At 68.7% G+C, this 14,033-nt stretch carries 17 protein-coding genes; 5 read left to right on the top strand and 12 right to left on the bottom strand.

Annotated elements, in window-relative coordinates:
* Positions 1-4 precede the first annotated feature (4 nt).
* Both ACZ50N_RS25450 and ACZ50N_RS25445 read right to left on the bottom strand, forming a co-directional pair.
* Complete coding sequence (locus ACZ50N_RS25450; protein WP_046363352.1) at positions 5-328, bottom strand: ESX-1 secretion-associated protein; 324 nt, start codon at positions 326-328, stop codon at positions 5-7.
* The gene (locus tag ACZ50N_RS25445) at positions 321-1,454 is read right to left on the bottom strand and encodes an EspA/EspE family type VII secretion system effector (protein WP_464474092.1); all 1,134 of its coding nucleotides are present in this window, start codon (positions 1,452-1,454) and stop codon (positions 321-323) included. The genes ACZ50N_RS25450 and ACZ50N_RS25445 overlap by 8 nt, the downstream gene beginning before the upstream one ends.
* Before the next feature lie 91 nt (positions 1,455-1,545).
* Between ACZ50N_RS25445 and ACZ50N_RS25440 the strand changes: the two genes are divergently transcribed.
* Positions 1,546-2,550: a PHP domain-containing protein gene (locus ACZ50N_RS25440; RefSeq protein WP_464474091.1), complete on the top strand. Its 1,005-nt coding sequence runs from the start codon at positions 1,546-1,548 to the stop codon at positions 2,548-2,550.
* A gap of 4 nt (positions 2,551-2,554) precedes the next feature.
* Here the strand turns inward: ACZ50N_RS25440 and dinB are convergent, their stop codons facing one another.
* Positions 2,555-3,763, bottom strand: coding sequence for a DNA polymerase IV (dinB, locus tag ACZ50N_RS25435; RefSeq protein ID WP_464474090.1), 1,209 nt, complete (start codon positions 3,761-3,763; stop codon positions 2,555-2,557).
* 30 nt (positions 3,764-3,793) lie between these two features.
* On the bottom strand, positions 3,794-4,435 hold the full coding sequence (locus tag ACZ50N_RS25430; protein WP_073684267.1) for a TetR/AcrR family transcriptional regulator: 642 nt from the start codon (positions 4,433-4,435) through the stop codon (positions 3,794-3,796).
* Positions 4,436-4,510: 75 nt separating this feature from the next.
* Between ACZ50N_RS25430 and ACZ50N_RS25425 the strand changes: the two genes are divergently transcribed.
* A complete protein-coding gene (locus ACZ50N_RS25425) occupies positions 4,511-5,986 on the top strand; it encodes a flavin-containing monooxygenase (protein WP_046363349.1) in 1,476 nt (491 codons plus the stop codon).
* Here the strand turns inward: ACZ50N_RS25425 and rraA are convergent, their stop codons facing one another.
* The 6 genes from rraA to ACZ50N_RS25395 form a co-directional block, all read right to left on the bottom strand.
* Positions 5,987-6,466 (bottom strand): ribonuclease E activity regulator RraA, encoded by a 480-nt coding sequence (gene rraA / locus ACZ50N_RS25420; RefSeq protein WP_464474089.1) that lies wholly within the window; start codon positions 6,464-6,466, stop codon positions 5,987-5,989.
* A gap of 20 nt (positions 6,467-6,486) precedes the next feature.
* The gene (locus ACZ50N_RS25415) at positions 6,487-6,951 is read right to left on the bottom strand and encodes a hypothetical protein (protein WP_133412516.1); all 465 of its coding nucleotides are present in this window, start codon (positions 6,949-6,951) and stop codon (positions 6,487-6,489) included.
* 76 nt (positions 6,952-7,027) lie between these two features.
* Positions 7,028-7,951 carry a CopD family protein gene (locus ACZ50N_RS25410; protein ID WP_464474088.1) on the bottom strand — a complete coding sequence of 308 codons (924 nt, stop codon included), beginning with the start codon at positions 7,949-7,951 and terminating at the stop codon, positions 7,028-7,030.
* Entirely contained in the window at positions 7,948-8,511 is a 564-nt protein-coding gene (locus tag ACZ50N_RS25405; protein ID WP_464474087.1) for a copper resistance CopC family protein, read from the bottom strand. Before ACZ50N_RS25405 ends, ACZ50N_RS25410 begins: the two co-directional genes overlap by 4 nt.
* Before the next feature lie 41 nt (positions 8,512-8,552).
* Positions 8,553-9,011 (bottom strand): hypothetical protein, encoded by a 459-nt coding sequence (locus tag ACZ50N_RS25400; protein WP_464474086.1) that lies wholly within the window; start codon positions 9,009-9,011, stop codon positions 8,553-8,555.
* Between the two features lie 74 nt (positions 9,012-9,085).
* Positions 9,086-9,742 carry a DUF6474 family protein gene (locus tag ACZ50N_RS25395; RefSeq protein WP_073685608.1) on the bottom strand — a complete coding sequence of 219 codons (657 nt, stop codon included), beginning with the start codon at positions 9,740-9,742 and terminating at the stop codon, positions 9,086-9,088.
* 159 nt (positions 9,743-9,901) lie between these two features.
* Between ACZ50N_RS25395 and ACZ50N_RS25390 the strand changes: the two genes are divergently transcribed.
* The 3 genes from ACZ50N_RS25390 (at position 9,902) to ACZ50N_RS25380 (ending at position 12,568) form a co-directional block, all read left to right on the top strand.
* The gene (locus ACZ50N_RS25390) at positions 9,902-10,822 is read left to right on the top strand and encodes a hypothetical protein (RefSeq protein WP_464474085.1); all 921 of its coding nucleotides are present in this window, start codon (positions 9,902-9,904) and stop codon (positions 10,820-10,822) included.
* A 94-nt stretch (positions 10,823-10,916) separates the two neighbouring features.
* Entirely contained in the window at positions 10,917-11,408 is a 492-nt protein-coding gene (locus tag ACZ50N_RS25385) for an ImmA/IrrE family metallo-endopeptidase (RefSeq protein ID WP_046363343.1), read from the top strand.
* Positions 11,405-12,568, top strand: a complete 1,164-nt coding sequence (locus ACZ50N_RS25380) for a hypothetical protein (RefSeq protein ID WP_464474084.1) — start codon at positions 11,405-11,407, stop codon at positions 12,566-12,568. Before ACZ50N_RS25385 ends, ACZ50N_RS25380 begins: the two co-directional genes overlap by 4 nt.
* Positions 12,569-12,574: 6 nt before the next feature.
* Here ACZ50N_RS25380 and ACZ50N_RS25375 read toward each other — a convergent pair whose 3' ends face one another.
* Both ACZ50N_RS25375 and ACZ50N_RS25370 read right to left on the bottom strand, forming a co-directional pair.
* The gene (locus ACZ50N_RS25375; protein WP_046363341.1) at positions 12,575-12,973 is read right to left on the bottom strand and encodes a helix-turn-helix domain-containing protein; all 399 of its coding nucleotides are present in this window, start codon (positions 12,971-12,973) and stop codon (positions 12,575-12,577) included.
* A 455-nt stretch (positions 12,974-13,428) separates the two neighbouring features.
* Complete coding sequence (locus ACZ50N_RS25370) at positions 13,429-13,962, bottom strand: hypothetical protein (RefSeq protein WP_046363371.1); 534 nt, start codon at positions 13,960-13,962, stop codon at positions 13,429-13,431.
* Positions 13,963-14,033: the final 71 nt, after the last annotated feature.

The following is a 14,033-nucleotide window of genomic DNA, read 5'->3' as shown; positions in this document are numbered from 1 at the left end:
GCGATCAGAGCCGACATTCCGTTCCGATCTGTTTGCCAGCCAGGTAGTCGGTGCTCTGATAGTTACGCGAAGCGTTCTGCAGCTTCTGGGCGAGTTCATCAGACACCCGCTGCATCGTGTGCCCCGCGACTTTGCGAGCGACATCTGCATCGGCCAGCGCCGAAGTCGTCATTGCACAGATCGGGCCGTGGGTTATGCCCACGTTGTTCGCCGCCGAAGCCGCCGCTCGGTTCGCCCCGACGAACTGTTCTGCGGCCCTTTGTTGCAGACCGGCAAGCCTGTCGATGTGTTCCGTGACGACGTGGAGATTGTCTTCGCGATTACCCATTGGTGTGCGACTCATTTCCGGAGGACGGGGGCTGTGTGCCCGGCGCCCGTCCCGCTGCCGTCGCGTGGCCGCGTGCACCCGGGCTCGCGGCGGGCATCGCGGGCTTGGGCGTGAATGCAGGGGAAGGGGTTCGGCCGGCCGATGAGGCAGACGATGACGGTCCGAGTGGTTTAGAGCCACCAGTTCCGAGCAGGGGCGCGGGAACCGCACCGGATTGATTGCTGTAGGGGATCGCGGGAGGACCCGTGTCGGGGACTTCCGGTTCTGGCACGGTGTAGTTATCGCCATCGGCGATGCGCGTCGGCAACCGCATGCGATCGTCTTGCTGGCTCACGAGCGTCGCGTTGCAATCGGGGCTCGCGTCGCCGACGGTTTCCTTACTCACGACTGCTGCGTAGTCCTGCAAGGTCGCCATGATGCGCTGAGCGTTCGCAACCGAATCGATCGCGAGATCGCTGATCGCCTTGGTCGTGACGCCCAGCGCTGCGGTGGCGGCGGCGATGTCTGCTTCCAGCTTGGCTGGTATGAGCGGCGGCACGAACATCATCCATGACGTCGCGAGCCCGAAGTCGTACAACGTTTGTGACGCCTCATCCAATGTCTGCCGCGTGCGGCGTACCTGGCCCGCTTCACGGGCAATCACCTCACCGATGGCCTTGTCCGCCACGCTGGTGTTGGACGCCTGCTTTCGGTGGACCGTGTTGGCCCGTCCGTACTCCTCTGCGGCCGCACCGTCCCACCGATCGTCCTTGGGTGTTGCGTCGATCAGTGTCTCCACAGTGTCTTCCAGCCGACGCGCGGAGTCGCGGTACCCGTTGCCCTCCTCGGGGTCGCCCGATCCTGTCAGCGCTTTCTGGCCTTCGATCGCGAGTTGCGCGGCGGCCAGGATCTTTGAGTCGGCCAGCTTGGCCGCCGAGCCCAGGTACCTCTTGGGCACCTCACCCAGGCTGACGCCAAGCCCCTCCACCCCGTCGAGAATGCCGACGACGTCGCCGATGAGGTTCCGGCCGTCGGTGGTCGCTCCGTGCACGTCACCCTGGAGCAGATTGATGACGAAACTCGGCGCGTCCGTCACGCCGCTGCGCAGCCCGTCGCCGATCTGGAAAAGATCCTCGAACAGCCCCACGACACTCCCTTCCGTCGGAGAAAACACTAACAACCGGGCAAGAGGGGTCTTGACACGAATTTCTTCATCGGTATCCGGGCACACTGGTGGCATGGATCCGGTCACTGCTCTACGCCAGATCGCCTACTACAAGGATCGCGCGCGAGAGGACTCGCGCCGAGTGATGGCCTACCGCAACGCCGCCGATGTCGTCGAAGCGCTCACCGACGCCCAGCGCGAGAAGCATGGCGCGGCCAACAGTTGGCAGTCGCTGCCCCGCATCGGTCCGAAGACGGCGAAGGTCATCGCCCAGGCGTGGGCTGGGCGGGAACCCGACGTGCTGGTCGAGTTGCGGGAATCTGCACAGGATCTCGGCGGTGGTGAGATCCGTGCTGCGCTACGCGGCGATCTGCACGTGCACTCCAACTGGTCCGACGGATCGGCGCCCATCGAGGAGATGATGCTGGCCGCCCGCGACCTAGGACACGAGTACTGCGCCCTGACCGACCACTCGCCACGCCTGAAGATCGCCAACGGGCTCTCGCCCGACCGACTCCGCCAACAGCTCGACGTCATCGACGAGATTCGCGAAAGTGTCGCTCCCATGCGCATTCTCAGTGGCATCGAGGTCGACATCCTCGAGGACGGCTCCCTCGATCAGGAACCCGAGCTGCTCGAACGGCTCGACGTCGTCGTGGCAAGCGTGCACTCCAAACTCGCGATGGACGCCCCTGCGATGACCCGCCGCATGATCAAGGCCGTCACCAACCCACACGCCGACATCCTCGGGCACTGCACCGGCCGGCTGGTCACCGGTGGACGGGGGATGCGGCCCGAAAGCACCTTCGACGCCGAGGCCGTTTTCACGGCCTGCCGAGACGCCGGCACCGCGGTCGAGATCAACTCGCGCCCGGAGCGCCGCGATCCGCCCACCCGGCTGCTCACCTTGGCGATGGACATCGGGTGCGTGTTCTCCATCGACACCGACTCCCACGCACCGGGGCAGCTCGACTTCCTGGGGTACGGCGCCCAGCGTGCCCTCGACGCAGGACTGGCCGCCGAGCGCATCGTCAACACGTGGGATGCAAACTCCCTGCTCGAGTGGACTCGCGCCTGAGGTGTCAGTCGGGCAGCATCGGCATCTCCACACCCGTGTCCCGGCCGACCAGCACGCCTCGGGTCACTGCCGCGTTGCCGTAGCGGCCCCGCACCCGGTCGATCGCCGCGTCGATGCTCGAGCTGTCGGCGGTGAGGTCGACATGTGAGAAGGGCAGCTCCATCTGCTGCGCACCGTCGCGATCGATGTTGCACACCGCGAACCCCACCAACGTCAGACCACGCTCGGCGATCAGTGGCGCCGCGGCCGCGACCAGCGTCCGCGCCGCCTGCAAGATCGCATCCGTCGATGCGGTGGCCAGCGGCAGCGTGTGCGACCGGGTCACCCGACCGAAGTCGTCGAATCGCAAGCGCAGCACCACCGTGCGGCCCGTTCGGTCGGCGGCCCGCATCCGCCGCGTGATCCGATCGACCAGGTTGACGACGACCGCGTCCACCTCGTCCGGCGACATCGAGTTGCCGGCGCGCCCCAGCGCGCGTTGAGCGCCCACCGAGCGGCGGCGCTGCCCCGTCACCACGCGGCGGCGATCCTGATTGTGCGCCAGCGCGAACAGCTGCCGCCCCATCGCGCCGCCGACCATCGACCGCAGCGTGGCCTCGTTCAATTCGGCGACGTCCGCGACGGTCTCGATGCCGTGCTCGTGCAGTTTGGCCGCGGTCTTCACACCGACGCCCCACAGCCTTCGCACCGGCAGCGGGTGGAGGAACGCGAGCTCACGATCGGGTGGCACCAACAGCAGACCGTCGGGCTTGGCTTCCTGGCTGGCCACCTTGGCGAGGAACTTGGTACGCGCGACGCCGACGGTGATCGGCAGTCCGACTTCGTCGCGCACCCGCTCCCGGAGCCGGGCGCCGACCTGAACTGGCGTACCGGAGACCCGTCGCAACCCGGACACGTCGAGAAAGGCCTCGTCGATCGAGAGCGGTTCGACGGTCGGCGTCGTGTCCCGAAACACCTCGAACACGTCCTCGCTGGCCTTCGAATACGCCGACATGCGCGGTGGCACCACGACGGCCTGCGGGCACAGGGCCCGCGCCTGCCGACCGCCCATCGCGGTGCGCACCCCGAACGCCTTCGCTTCGTAGCTGGCCGCCAGGACCACGCCGGCGCCGACGATCACCGGCAGACCGCGCAGCGCGGGGTTGTCCCGCTGCTCGACCGACGCATAGAACGAGTCGAGATCAGCGTGGAGGATGCAGGCTTCCCCGGACACGAACACATGTTCGCATCCAGCACCGACAGGTCAGGCTGAGGCGCCGTAGATGCTGGTGGTCCAGACGTGCACGAGGTTGTCGAGCACCCGGTGGTCGGGGATTGCCGGCTGCTGCCCGGCGAACGTCGCCGCCATCACCGACTCGTTCATCAGGTTCAGCGCCGTGGCCAGTTCCACCGCGGGCACCGTCACCGGCGCCGCACCCGCAGCCCGTTCGGCCTCGATCACCGTCGCGGAATGGTCGATCCAGCGCTGCATGGATCGTGCCCACATCTCGCGCGCGGCCGAGTCCGTGGTGCGGACCCCGACCGTCGCTGCGCATACGGCGCGGTGCGCCCCGAACGTGCGGACGAACACGTCGATGCCGTGGCGCCAGAACGCCCGACGATCCGTGGGCCGGGCGGCGATGATCTCCGCCAGCGCGGCGTCGGCCTCGGCGATGACCCGCTCCAACAGCGTCAGCAGGACCGCATCCTTGGACGGAAAGTAGAAGTAGAAGGTGGGCCGCGAGATTCCGGCGCCCTTGGCGAGGTCGTCGACGGAGATCTCGGCCAAGGGACGGTGCTCCAGCAGGCGCTCCGCGGTCTCCAGGATCGCGAGCTCACGGTCGTCACCGGACGGGCGCGAACCGCGCCGGCCGCGGCCGGTACGCGCATGGCTGGTGGTGGTCACTTTCTGCACTTTACACCCTGTTGATATTTTCGACGCACTGTTGACTCGCTCGACGCGGCGTTGAATACTTCGTGCATGACCGAGTTCGTCGACGTCGTCATCGTGGGAGCCGGCATCTCCGGCATCAGCGCCGCCTGGCATGTGCAGGACCGCTGTCCCGGCACCAGCTACGTGATCCTCGAGCGGCGGGCCCACCTGGGCGGCACCTGGGACCTGTTCCAGTACCCCGGCATCCGATCCGATTCGGACATGTTCACGCTCGGCTTCCGGTTCAAGCCATGGACGTCGAACAAGGCCATCGCCGACGGCCCGTCGATCATGGCCTATCTCGAAGAAACAGTCGCGGAGTTCGGCATCGACAAGCACATCCGGTACGGGCACACCGTCACCGGCGCCGACTGGTCCGACGACGAGAGTCGCTGGACGGTGACCGTCGAGCGCGACGGTGAACTGGTCGAGATCTCCGCCCGCTACCTCATGGCCTGCAGTGGCTATTACAACTACGACCAGGGTTACGCTCCAGAATTTCCCGGCGCGGCCGACTTCACCGGACGGATCGTCCACCCTCAGCACTGGCCCGCCGATCTCGACTACGCAGGCAAACGCATCGTCGTGATCGGCAGCGGCGCCACCGCAGTCACTCTGATTCCAGCCCTTGCCAATTCGGGCGCCGGCCAGCTGACCATGCTGCAGCGATCGCCCACCTTCATCGCCGCGCTGCCCGACGTCGACCCGTTCACCGTCGCGACCAACAAACGCCTGCCCGCCAAAGCCGCCTACGTGCTGAACCGGTGGAAGAGCATCCTCGCCCAATCCGCCCAGTATCAGATCGCCCGCCGTTTCCCAGACTTCTTCCGCAAGCAGCTCCTGACGATGGCCCGCCACCGGCTGCCCGAAGGGTTCGACGTGGACAAGCACTTCAACCCTCGCTACAACCCGTGGGATGAGCGAGTGTGCCTGGCGCCCAACGGAGATCTGTTCAAGACCATTCGCGCGGGCAAGGCCGACATCGTCACCGACACAATCGAGCGCTTCACCGAGACGGGGATCGCGCTGTCCTCGGGGCAGCATCTCGACGCCGACATCATCGTCACGGCAACAGGATTGAACCTGCAGCTGTTCGGCGGTGCGACGATCTCACGCAACGGCGAACCGCTGGTGCTCAACGAGTCGATGGCCTACAAGGGCATGATGCTGACCAACATGCCGAACATGGCGTTCACGATCGGCTACACGAATGCGTCCTGGACGCTCAAGGCCGACCTGGTCTCCGAATTCTTCTGCCGCGTCATCAACTTCATGTCCGACAAGGGCTACGACACGGTCGAACCGCGGCACCCCGGCGCCAGTGTCGGCGAGGCGCCGCTGATGGACTTCACGCCGGGATACGTGTTGCGCGCTCTGGACTACCTCCCGAAGTCGGGCTCACGCACCCCGTGGCGCCTCAAGCAGAACTACCTGCTCGACCTGCAGTTGATCCGCCGCGGCAAGGTCGACGACTCGGCGCTGGAATTCACCAAACACCGAGCGGCAGTGCGCAGTTCGGTGTGATCAGCTACTGACGACGATGATCCCGTCATCGTCGCTGTAAACGATGTCGCCCGGCGTGAAGACCACGCCGCCGAACTCGACCGCCTCGTCGCGCACACCCTCACCGGTCTTGGTGCTCTTACGCGGGTTGGTGCCCAGCGCCTTGATGCCGATGTCGAGCGTCCGCAGCGTGGAGGCGTCGCGCACCGCACCATTGATGATCAGACCCGACCAGCCGCTGGCGCGGCCCAACTCGGCGATCACGTCGCCGACCAATGCGGTGTGCACGGAGCCCGCACCGTCGATGACCAGTACCCCGCCGGCGCCGGGCTCCGACAACACCGACTTGAGGAGCGCGTTGTCCTGGAAGCAGCGCACGGTCGTGATCGGCCCGGCGAACTCGGCGCGCCCGCCGAACTGACGCATCTGCAGATCGCAGCTGCGCACATCGGGGCCGATCTCGTCGACCAGGTCAGCGGTGGGGCGCGGGGTCACAGTCACCGCGCCATTATGCCGTGGCCTCAGTCGTGATTGCGTCGCGCGGCGAGCAGAACCACGACCAGCGCGAGAATGCCGGTGACGGCCGCGGCGGCCAGCGGCAGGCGAGCCGACCGGGACTCCTCCCGGCTGGCGGGTGCCGGTGCCGTGACAGCAGGGCTGGCGGTAGCCACCGTTGATTTCGCCTGTGCGGCAACCTCTTCGGCAGCGCGGGTCACATCGGCAGCGGGCTGAGGGGGAGCGATCTTCTTCGCCGGGGCCTTTTTCGCCGGTGCCTTCTTGGCGGGCACCTTCTTCGCCGGTGCCTTCTTGGCCAGTGCCTTCTTCGCCGGTGCCTTCTTCGCAGGCACCTTCTTCGCGGGGGTCTTCTCCGGCGTCTTCTTGGCGGGTGCTTTCTTGGCCGGCGTCTTCTTCGCCGGAACAGCCGCGGCATCACCGTCGGGGGACACGGCATCCGACCGGTCTTCGGGCCGATCCGGCTGCTCCATGTCACCGCTCCTTCGACTGTTCAGGCGTGTGCGTCAACTCATCATGCCAGGCCCTGCGGGGCGCCCGACTGCCGTGTCAGGCGGTCACCGCCAGCGTCGCCGCAGCGGCCAGCGTGACCGCCATGAGCCCCAATTCCGTGTAGGCACGGGCCCGGGAGAGCCCGGCGGTGGCCCGGTGGGCACGCGCGTCGGGCAGCCAGGATGCCCGGTTGCGCCACGCCAACGCCAGAAGGACGACCGTGAGCGCCAGTTTCGCGGACAGCACCCTTCCCCACCCGGTGGTCACCAGCTGCGCGGGTGTCTCGAGCACTGCCAGGCCCGCCACGACCCCTCCGACGAGCAGCACGCACACGCTGGCCAGCGACAGTTGCGAGAACCGCGGCAACACTCGCGCCCACTGACCGCGATGCGAGACCGTCAGGACCAGCGCGGCGAGCACGCCGCACCACATCGCAGCGGCGAGCGTGTGCACCGCGACAGCGATGCCGCCGAGGGCGTCCTCGCCGAGATGGCCCGTCAACGGATGACCCACGACACCGATGGCTGCCACTCCGGCGGTGACCGCAGCCACCGGCGCAGTCCTGGGCGCGAGCCCCGCCGCGATGGCGACCACCGCCGCAGCCGCGATCGTCACCAGCGCAGCCCGGCCGGGTGCGGTCTCGACGCTGAAGTCCCACACGGTGTGCAGGCCGACGTTTCCGGCGCTGCGGCCCGCGGCCTCGGCAGTCGCGAGAACGAGCCGAACCAGCTCGGCCGCCAGCCACATCGTCGAGGCGGCCAGCAGCGATGTGGCGCCGCGCCGCAGCAGCTCGTCGCGGTATCGCGGTCCGTCGAGAGCGGGCACCACGGTCAAGCCGATGGTCACCACTGCGGCGCCGTCGGCGACCGCGCGCACCAGCGCCGCCGGAAGCGAAGCCCCCGGGAAGGCAAGCGCCCAGGCCAGGACGCACGCCGCGACGGTGACGAGTAGGCCACCCGTCACCGCCCGGCCGTGCGTCATGACCTGCGGCGGACCGCCCACACCGCACCCGCGGCCACCACGGCGATCGCGCCGACCGCGAACGGCCACGCCGGCAGCCCCGTCGGGGCGGGCGAGGCCGGCTCAGCCTGGGAGGTGGTCGGTGCTGCTGTCGCAGGCGTCGCCGCGGGCGCTGTCGTGCCCGTCGTCACCTGGAACGGCCACGAGCCGGTGACGACGTGCCCGTCGGCTGACGTCGCCCGGTAGTTGACGGTGTACGTGCCCGCGGGCGCACCGGGGCGAACCCCGATGCTGATCACGGCCCCGTCGACGGTCGGGGTTCCGTCGGCCCACTGCGCGCCGTCCGGGCCCACCACCGTCATCGCGGCGAACTCGGGTTGCATCGTCTCGTTGAACGTCGCGCTGACCCGGCCGGGGGCCTGGGGCAGCACGGCGTTGTCGGCGGGATCGCTGCCGATGCGAGCGGCGTGCGCCCACGCCGGACCGGCGCTGATCAGGGCGGTCAGGACGAGGACCAGTGCCGTCGCCCCGGCCGCGAGAACGTGGACGAGCCGGGGCCGCCCACGGTGAAGTTCATGCATTCGGTTGTCTGCTTCCTGTGTCGGTGGTGTCGGTGTCGGGGTCAGCCCGCGACGGGCGGACCCCGATGCGACATCGACGCGGCGAGCAGCAGCTCCGCGAACAGGGGTTGGTCACCGGGAGTGGAGGGTCTCGTCGGGGCGGGGGACACCCTCGCACCCGACGGGGCTGCCGTGCGCCGCACGACACAGACGAGCATGCGGGCGAGCTGCTCGCCCACGCTGATCAGCAAGGCGCCGACGACGACTGCGGCCAGGTGCGCGACGAGCATCGCCCCGCGCGGCGCGGCCGCGTGCGGGTGGCCGACCGCGAGCACGGTGTGGCCGACGACCTGTCCCGCCGCCAGCAGCAGGGCCAGCGGGCCCAGATTTCGGGTCCGCGGCAGCGCAGTGGCCGTCGCGCCGACCGTCGCCCCGACCAGCAGCAGGCCGATGGTGGCAGGGCCGACCGCGAGATGGCCACCGCCGGTTGCGTGAGCCGCCAGTGACAGCGCCGTGGTCACCAGTCCTGCGGCTGCACCACGCAGAAGGACGGGTTGCCGGACAGGCGCCTCGGACACGGGGTGTGCGGCTGGGTTCAGGCCACGCCGAGGCGCGCCAACAGATCAGCGTCGATACCGTCGAGCTGCTGGGCGATGGCGGCGTGTGCCGGCCTGCGGCGAGCGGGCGGCATGTTCTCCGCCGCGGTGACGGCGGCCGCCAGGTCGGTGAGCCGCGCGCTGATCGCCGCGGCGAACTGCTTGGTCTCGGCGTCCTTGGGCTTCTTCTCGGTGAGCTGGCGCAGCGACTGCTCGGCTCCGGCGATTCGCGCCGACAACTCGGCGCCGTGTCCGGAGAACTGCCCGAGCTGGCTGACGGGGATGCCGAGGCGATCGGCGCGACGCTCGTCGATCAGCCCCCGCGCCGAGATCGACGCGCGGTACACCAGCGGGATGACGACCGGCGCCAGCAGCCGCGACACTGTCAACGCTCTACGAATCTTGGTGGGAGTGAACAGCTTTCCCTCGCGGGCGGCTTTGAGCTGAGTTTCGGCGACCTTCAGCGCGGTGCGATCGCTGTCGCGCTGTGCGCGCAACTGCGCCCGCAGCGACTTGGCCGCGGCCTTCTGCTCGGCCTTGAAGCGGCGGACCTCGTTCTTGGCCGAGAGCTTGGCCTCGAGCTTGGCCTTGGTCTTGATGGCCCGTCTCTCGGCCCTACGGACGGCGCGGGACTTACGTCGCTTGAACAGACTCATCCGCAAAGCCCTCTCCACTGTCGATCGCCGGCGCGCTGACCCACACTATCGTTCACGCCTCGGTGATGAACCGGCCGGAGGGGCAGGAGCGGTTGTGCGAGAATCGAGCCTCACCCGGGGTCTACCTTCTCACCCGATACCCGGGAAGGTGGTGACGACGTGGGTCCGCGAGCGCGCAGTGTCTGTGCCGCCTGCCTGACCGTCGGCGGGCTGTGGGTCGCAGGCGCCGGAGCGACGGCGTCCGCGGAACCCGCCGACACCGAGACGTCCGCGAGGCCCGCCACCTCCACCGACCGCACCGACGACCCGCCCCAGGTCAATCGGCCCCCGACGATCGACGAACCGTCGACCCGCCGCGGGATCGGCACCACGTGGCGGCGCAGCCACCGAGCCGCCCTCGGGCGAGACCGCGACCCGTCTGATCCCTGCGGCGACAAAGGCGGGAAAGACTGCGGACCGGGCTGGCCGTGGCCGTGGCCCTGGCCGGGCGGTGGGCCCGACGACGATCCCGACGATCCGGAGCCACCCGGCATCCCGGCGCCGCCGGAAACCCATGGCGGAGTCAGCGACCGCCCGGCGGTGGCGCCACGTCCCGGTGGGATCGGCGCACCCGGAGTCGGCGCACCCCAGACACGACCACCTGCCGAGCTGCCGTTCGACCCCGACGTGCTCGACGTCGTTCCCGGCGTCGGGCTGCCGGCCACCGGAGCGGGCGCGCCGATCAGCCTTCCGGCACTGCCCGTTGTCGCGCCGGCCGCAGGGGCCGGACCCGGCATCGGCACCCCACGTGCCGTCGAGGCCGCACCGCCCCCCGCCGCACCGGCCAGGATCGCGGCCGAACCACCTCCGGCGCGACCGGTGGAGCCCGTGGAGAACGTCCTCGCCGGTCCGCCGCCGTCGGCGCGCGTCGGCTACGGCGAAACGCTGCGCTCCGCGGGCACCTCGCAGCTGGCCGCTCTCGCGCTTCCCGGCGTCGTCGGCATCCTCGTCCTGACGGCCGCCGGCGGCGTGGTCGGCTACCGACAGGCCAAGGCCGGCCAGGTGGTTCGCGCCCGGGGCACAGCACGATTCATGAACTGAGACGATAAGCATGTCGGTACGGGGTAAGCGGCGCATAGTAAAGCTGTCGACAGTGGGGGCCCGAACGGGCAGAGACGGGCGGAAAGGGGGAGCGATGCCTGCGAGCCGGCGAGTGACCCGCGCGGTCGGGGAGGTACTCGATCTGGCGCCGCGGCACGGGGAGATCACCTTGCCGCGGTTGGTTCAGGCGGTCAGTGAGCACCGAGGCCGCACGATCGAACTGACGACGGCCGAACTCCCGCCCGGTGTCTGCGGTCAATGGCGCCAGTACGCCGACCATGACGTCTTCCTCATCCAACAGGGGCTGCCCGCCTGGGACCGCACCCTGGCCCACGAACTCGGCCACCTCGTCCTCGGACACGAGGGCATCCCCGTCACGCAAGCGGCCCGGGAGAGCACCGAGGTGGCCAGCTCGGACCTGATCGGATACATGCTCAACCAGCGCACCGGGTGCATGGGTCCCGCCGGAGAGGACGCCGAGCAGGAGGCCGAGGACTTCGCCGCACTGCTGATCTACCGGCTGGGCCGGCTGCCGTCGGATCGGTCGTCGATCGTGCAGGTGCGCCTCGGAGAGGCGTTTGGTTGATCGTCTGGGTCATCGCCGGTCTCCTGGGATTGGCGACCGGACTTCGCATCGGGTGGGCGCTGGTCAACAAGCAGTCACTGGTCAGCACCGCGATGATCCTGGCGCTGGGCAGCCTCGGCGTGGTCGCTGCGCTCAACTGGCAGCCGCTGGCCCTGCTGATCGACACGCTGGCGCACTGGCCCAACATCGCGATGGGCCTCAGCCAGGTCGCGTTGATCGGGTGTGCCGCCGGGAGCTGCGTGATGATCACGACGGTGTCGAGCCATCGATCACCCGCAGCCGCGAAGAAGATCGCCATGGTGCAGTACGGGGTGGCGACGGTGATCGCCGTGGCCAGCCTCGCCGTGTTCTTCGCGGCGGGACGCAGCACCGAGATGGCGCCGCAGGAGTATCTGCGGCGCAGCCTGGGCGCCGAGGGCGCTTCGCTGCCATGGCTGTTGCCGCTGCTCTACGTGATGCTGGCGCTGAGTCTGGTGGCGTGGGCGGGGCTGCGGCACAGCAACCGGACCCGCCGCGGGCGCGCGCTGTTCGTGTTCACCGTCGGCATCGTGCTGATCGTTGCCGCGTCGGCGTTCTTCCTGCTGCGAGCGGTCGGCACGAGCGGTCTGGTCGGGGTGGGCGCGGCCGCCACGCTGCTCGGTGCGGCGATGCTGATCGTGGCCGCCGGCTCACTGCTGCCCAGCTTGGAGGACTGGTTCGGCGCGCGCCGTGAACTCCGCACGATCGGACCGATCCTGGCCGAACTCGGCCGCCGGCACCCCGACGTGGGGATCGGTGTGCGACCACGCGGTCCGCTGGTGTTCCGGGTGGCCGAGCGGATGTCGTTGATCTCCGATGCGCTGTTCCTCGAAGCGACGGCCGCGGCGGGTGCGCTGCGCCGGGTCGACGCCGGCTCCGGGGGAACCGACACGGACCGCGTCCGGGACGAGGACCTGGACGAATCGAGCGAGCTGGACCCACCCGACGTCACGCCGGAAGAGCAGGCCAGTGTGATCGCGGCGTGGATCGCCGACCAGCACGAGTTCCCGGGCCTGCCCTGGTTACGACAGCCGGAGAGCTACTCCGACCGCGAATGGATCCTGGAAATCGCTCGTCAGTACCGGATTCTCGACTCCGGCGGGCAGAAGGCCCACCTTCGCCGGTCCGAGCCGCAGGAGTGAGGACGGCTAAACGTCGAGGTTCTCTTTGCGTCGCAGCTCATCGACCTTCTGGACGATGTCCTGCTTCGCCTCGGCGGACAGGCCGACCGTGCGGGCTGCGATGCGGCGAACACCCTCGTCCCGCATCCCGGCGAGCAGGGTCAGCTCCTTGTCGAGCTTCTCGTAGTACTCGTCGTCCGTGAAGTACGCGGGCTTGATCCGGAAGAAGTTGGCAAGCGCGGCCATCGTGGCGACGGACGGGTTGGTTCGGTTGCCGGAACGCAACTGAGAGAGATAGGGAGCTGACATGGTGACGCCTTCGGCCTTGAGCGCCGCGATCACCTCGGCGGAGGTGTGGGGCCCACGTCCGGGCGGGTAGACGGTGTCGAACAAGCGGTTCAGGCGAGCGGCAAACGTGTTGCTCATTGGATTGACCTCCAACTACAGACGAGCGTTTTTTCAGGGCGGCGTATTTGCTGATCATCGTAGCGACAGATGAGTCCACAACCAAGTGCAAACCACAGAAAAGTGAACCAGGGCTTGCGTCGCTGGCCACCGCTACTGGTGTGAACGGCGTAGTCGGGACATCTGCCACGGGGCGGGCACGGTGCAGCTAGGCAAATAATAACGCCTGCGTAGCAAGCGTACGCGCAGGTTTTCCGAAGGCGGCGGCACCGAGTATGTCGCGGAGGTGGCCGGCAACGATGTCCCGTGCGCGCGGCGAACACACAATTATTTGCTGAGTGTTCGGTCGGTCATGATGTGCTCAGTGAGGTGAGCCGCGCTGCACCCCCGGTGATGCGCGAACTCACGCCATCAGGCGGCATCGCTGGGCGCGCGACGCTGTCAGTAGCCAATGGCAGGTGGCGAGAAGCGAACGGTCAAGCGGCCAGCAGCATCGCCAGAATGGCGGTGTCCGGGTGGCTGATCGGGTCGAGGCCGACCCTGCTCACCATCGACGTGACGGTGCCATCGGATTCGGCCTCCACCCAAGCCGCCCGGTGTTCGAGGCCCAGATGCGGGAGTCCCGGCAGCAGCACGCACCCCGACGCGGCGCCGGTGCACTCCGGCAGCGACGGGGTGGTCTCCGACGGGGGATGGAGCATCAGCAGTGCGGGCGGCTGGCGCTCGGCGAAGTGTCCGGGGGCCACAGCGGCGTCGCCGACCACCGTTCCCTCGGCCAGCACCAGGCCCACCGTTCCCGGCTCGGGCTCGTCGGGCAGCTCTTCTCGGGCCCCGAAGATCGTCGTCGTGGACAGCAGACCCGGCATCGACGCGACCCGAACGGCGACCATCAGCAGCTGCGCCCACTCTTTGGTCGAGTCCGGCCACCGGCCCGAGACCACGAAACCCTTCAGGGACCCACGCGAATGAAACGGTGCGATCTCGATCGCCCGACCGGATCCGAAATCCATCTCGCCTCCCGGCATCGGTGAGCAACAGCCAGACACGTCTGTGGGTCGATTCGCTCAGGATGCGGCAGGTC

It is taken from the genome of Mycolicibacterium obuense (genome assembly GCF_055397605.1).
This window is presented reverse-complemented; position numbering and strand designations above follow the sequence as displayed.

Excerpts from the sequence above, each read along its gene's own strand:
- ACZ50N_RS25440 (WP_464474091.1), top strand. The coding sequence starts at position 1,546 with ATGGATCCGGTCACTGCTCTACGCCAGATCGCCTACTACAAGGATCGC.
- ACZ50N_RS25385 (WP_046363343.1), top strand. The coding sequence starts at position 10,917 with ATGCCTGCGAGCCGGCGAGTGACCCGCGCGGTCGGGGAGGTACTCGAT.
- ACZ50N_RS25375 (WP_046363341.1), bottom strand. The coding sequence starts at position 12,973 with ATGAGCAACACGTTTGCCGCTCGCCTGAACCGCTTGTTCGACACCGTC.
- ACZ50N_RS25370 (WP_046363371.1), bottom strand. The coding sequence starts at position 13,962 with ATGGATTTCGGATCCGGTCGGGCGATCGAGATCGCACCGTTTCATTCG.
- ACZ50N_RS25405 (WP_464474087.1), bottom strand. The coding sequence starts at position 8,511 with ATGCATGAACTTCACCGTGGGCGGCCCCGGCTCGTCCACGTTCTCGCG.
- ACZ50N_RS25425 (WP_046363349.1), top strand. The coding sequence starts at position 4,511 with ATGACCGAGTTCGTCGACGTCGTCATCGTGGGAGCCGGCATCTCCGGC.
- ACZ50N_RS25415 (WP_133412516.1), bottom strand. The coding sequence starts at position 6,951 with ATGGAGCAGCCGGATCGGCCCGAAGACCGGTCGGATGCCGTGTCCCCC.
- ACZ50N_RS25395 (WP_073685608.1), bottom strand. The coding sequence starts at position 9,742 with ATGAGTCTGTTCAAGCGACGTAAGTCCCGCGCCGTCCGTAGGGCCGAG.
- ACZ50N_RS25410 (WP_464474088.1), bottom strand. The coding sequence starts at position 7,951 with ATGACGCACGGCCGGGCGGTGACGGGTGGCCTACTCGTCACCGTCGCG.
- ACZ50N_RS25450 (WP_046363352.1), bottom strand. The coding sequence starts at position 328 with ATGGGTAATCGCGAAGACAATCTCCACGTCGTCACGGAACACATCGAC.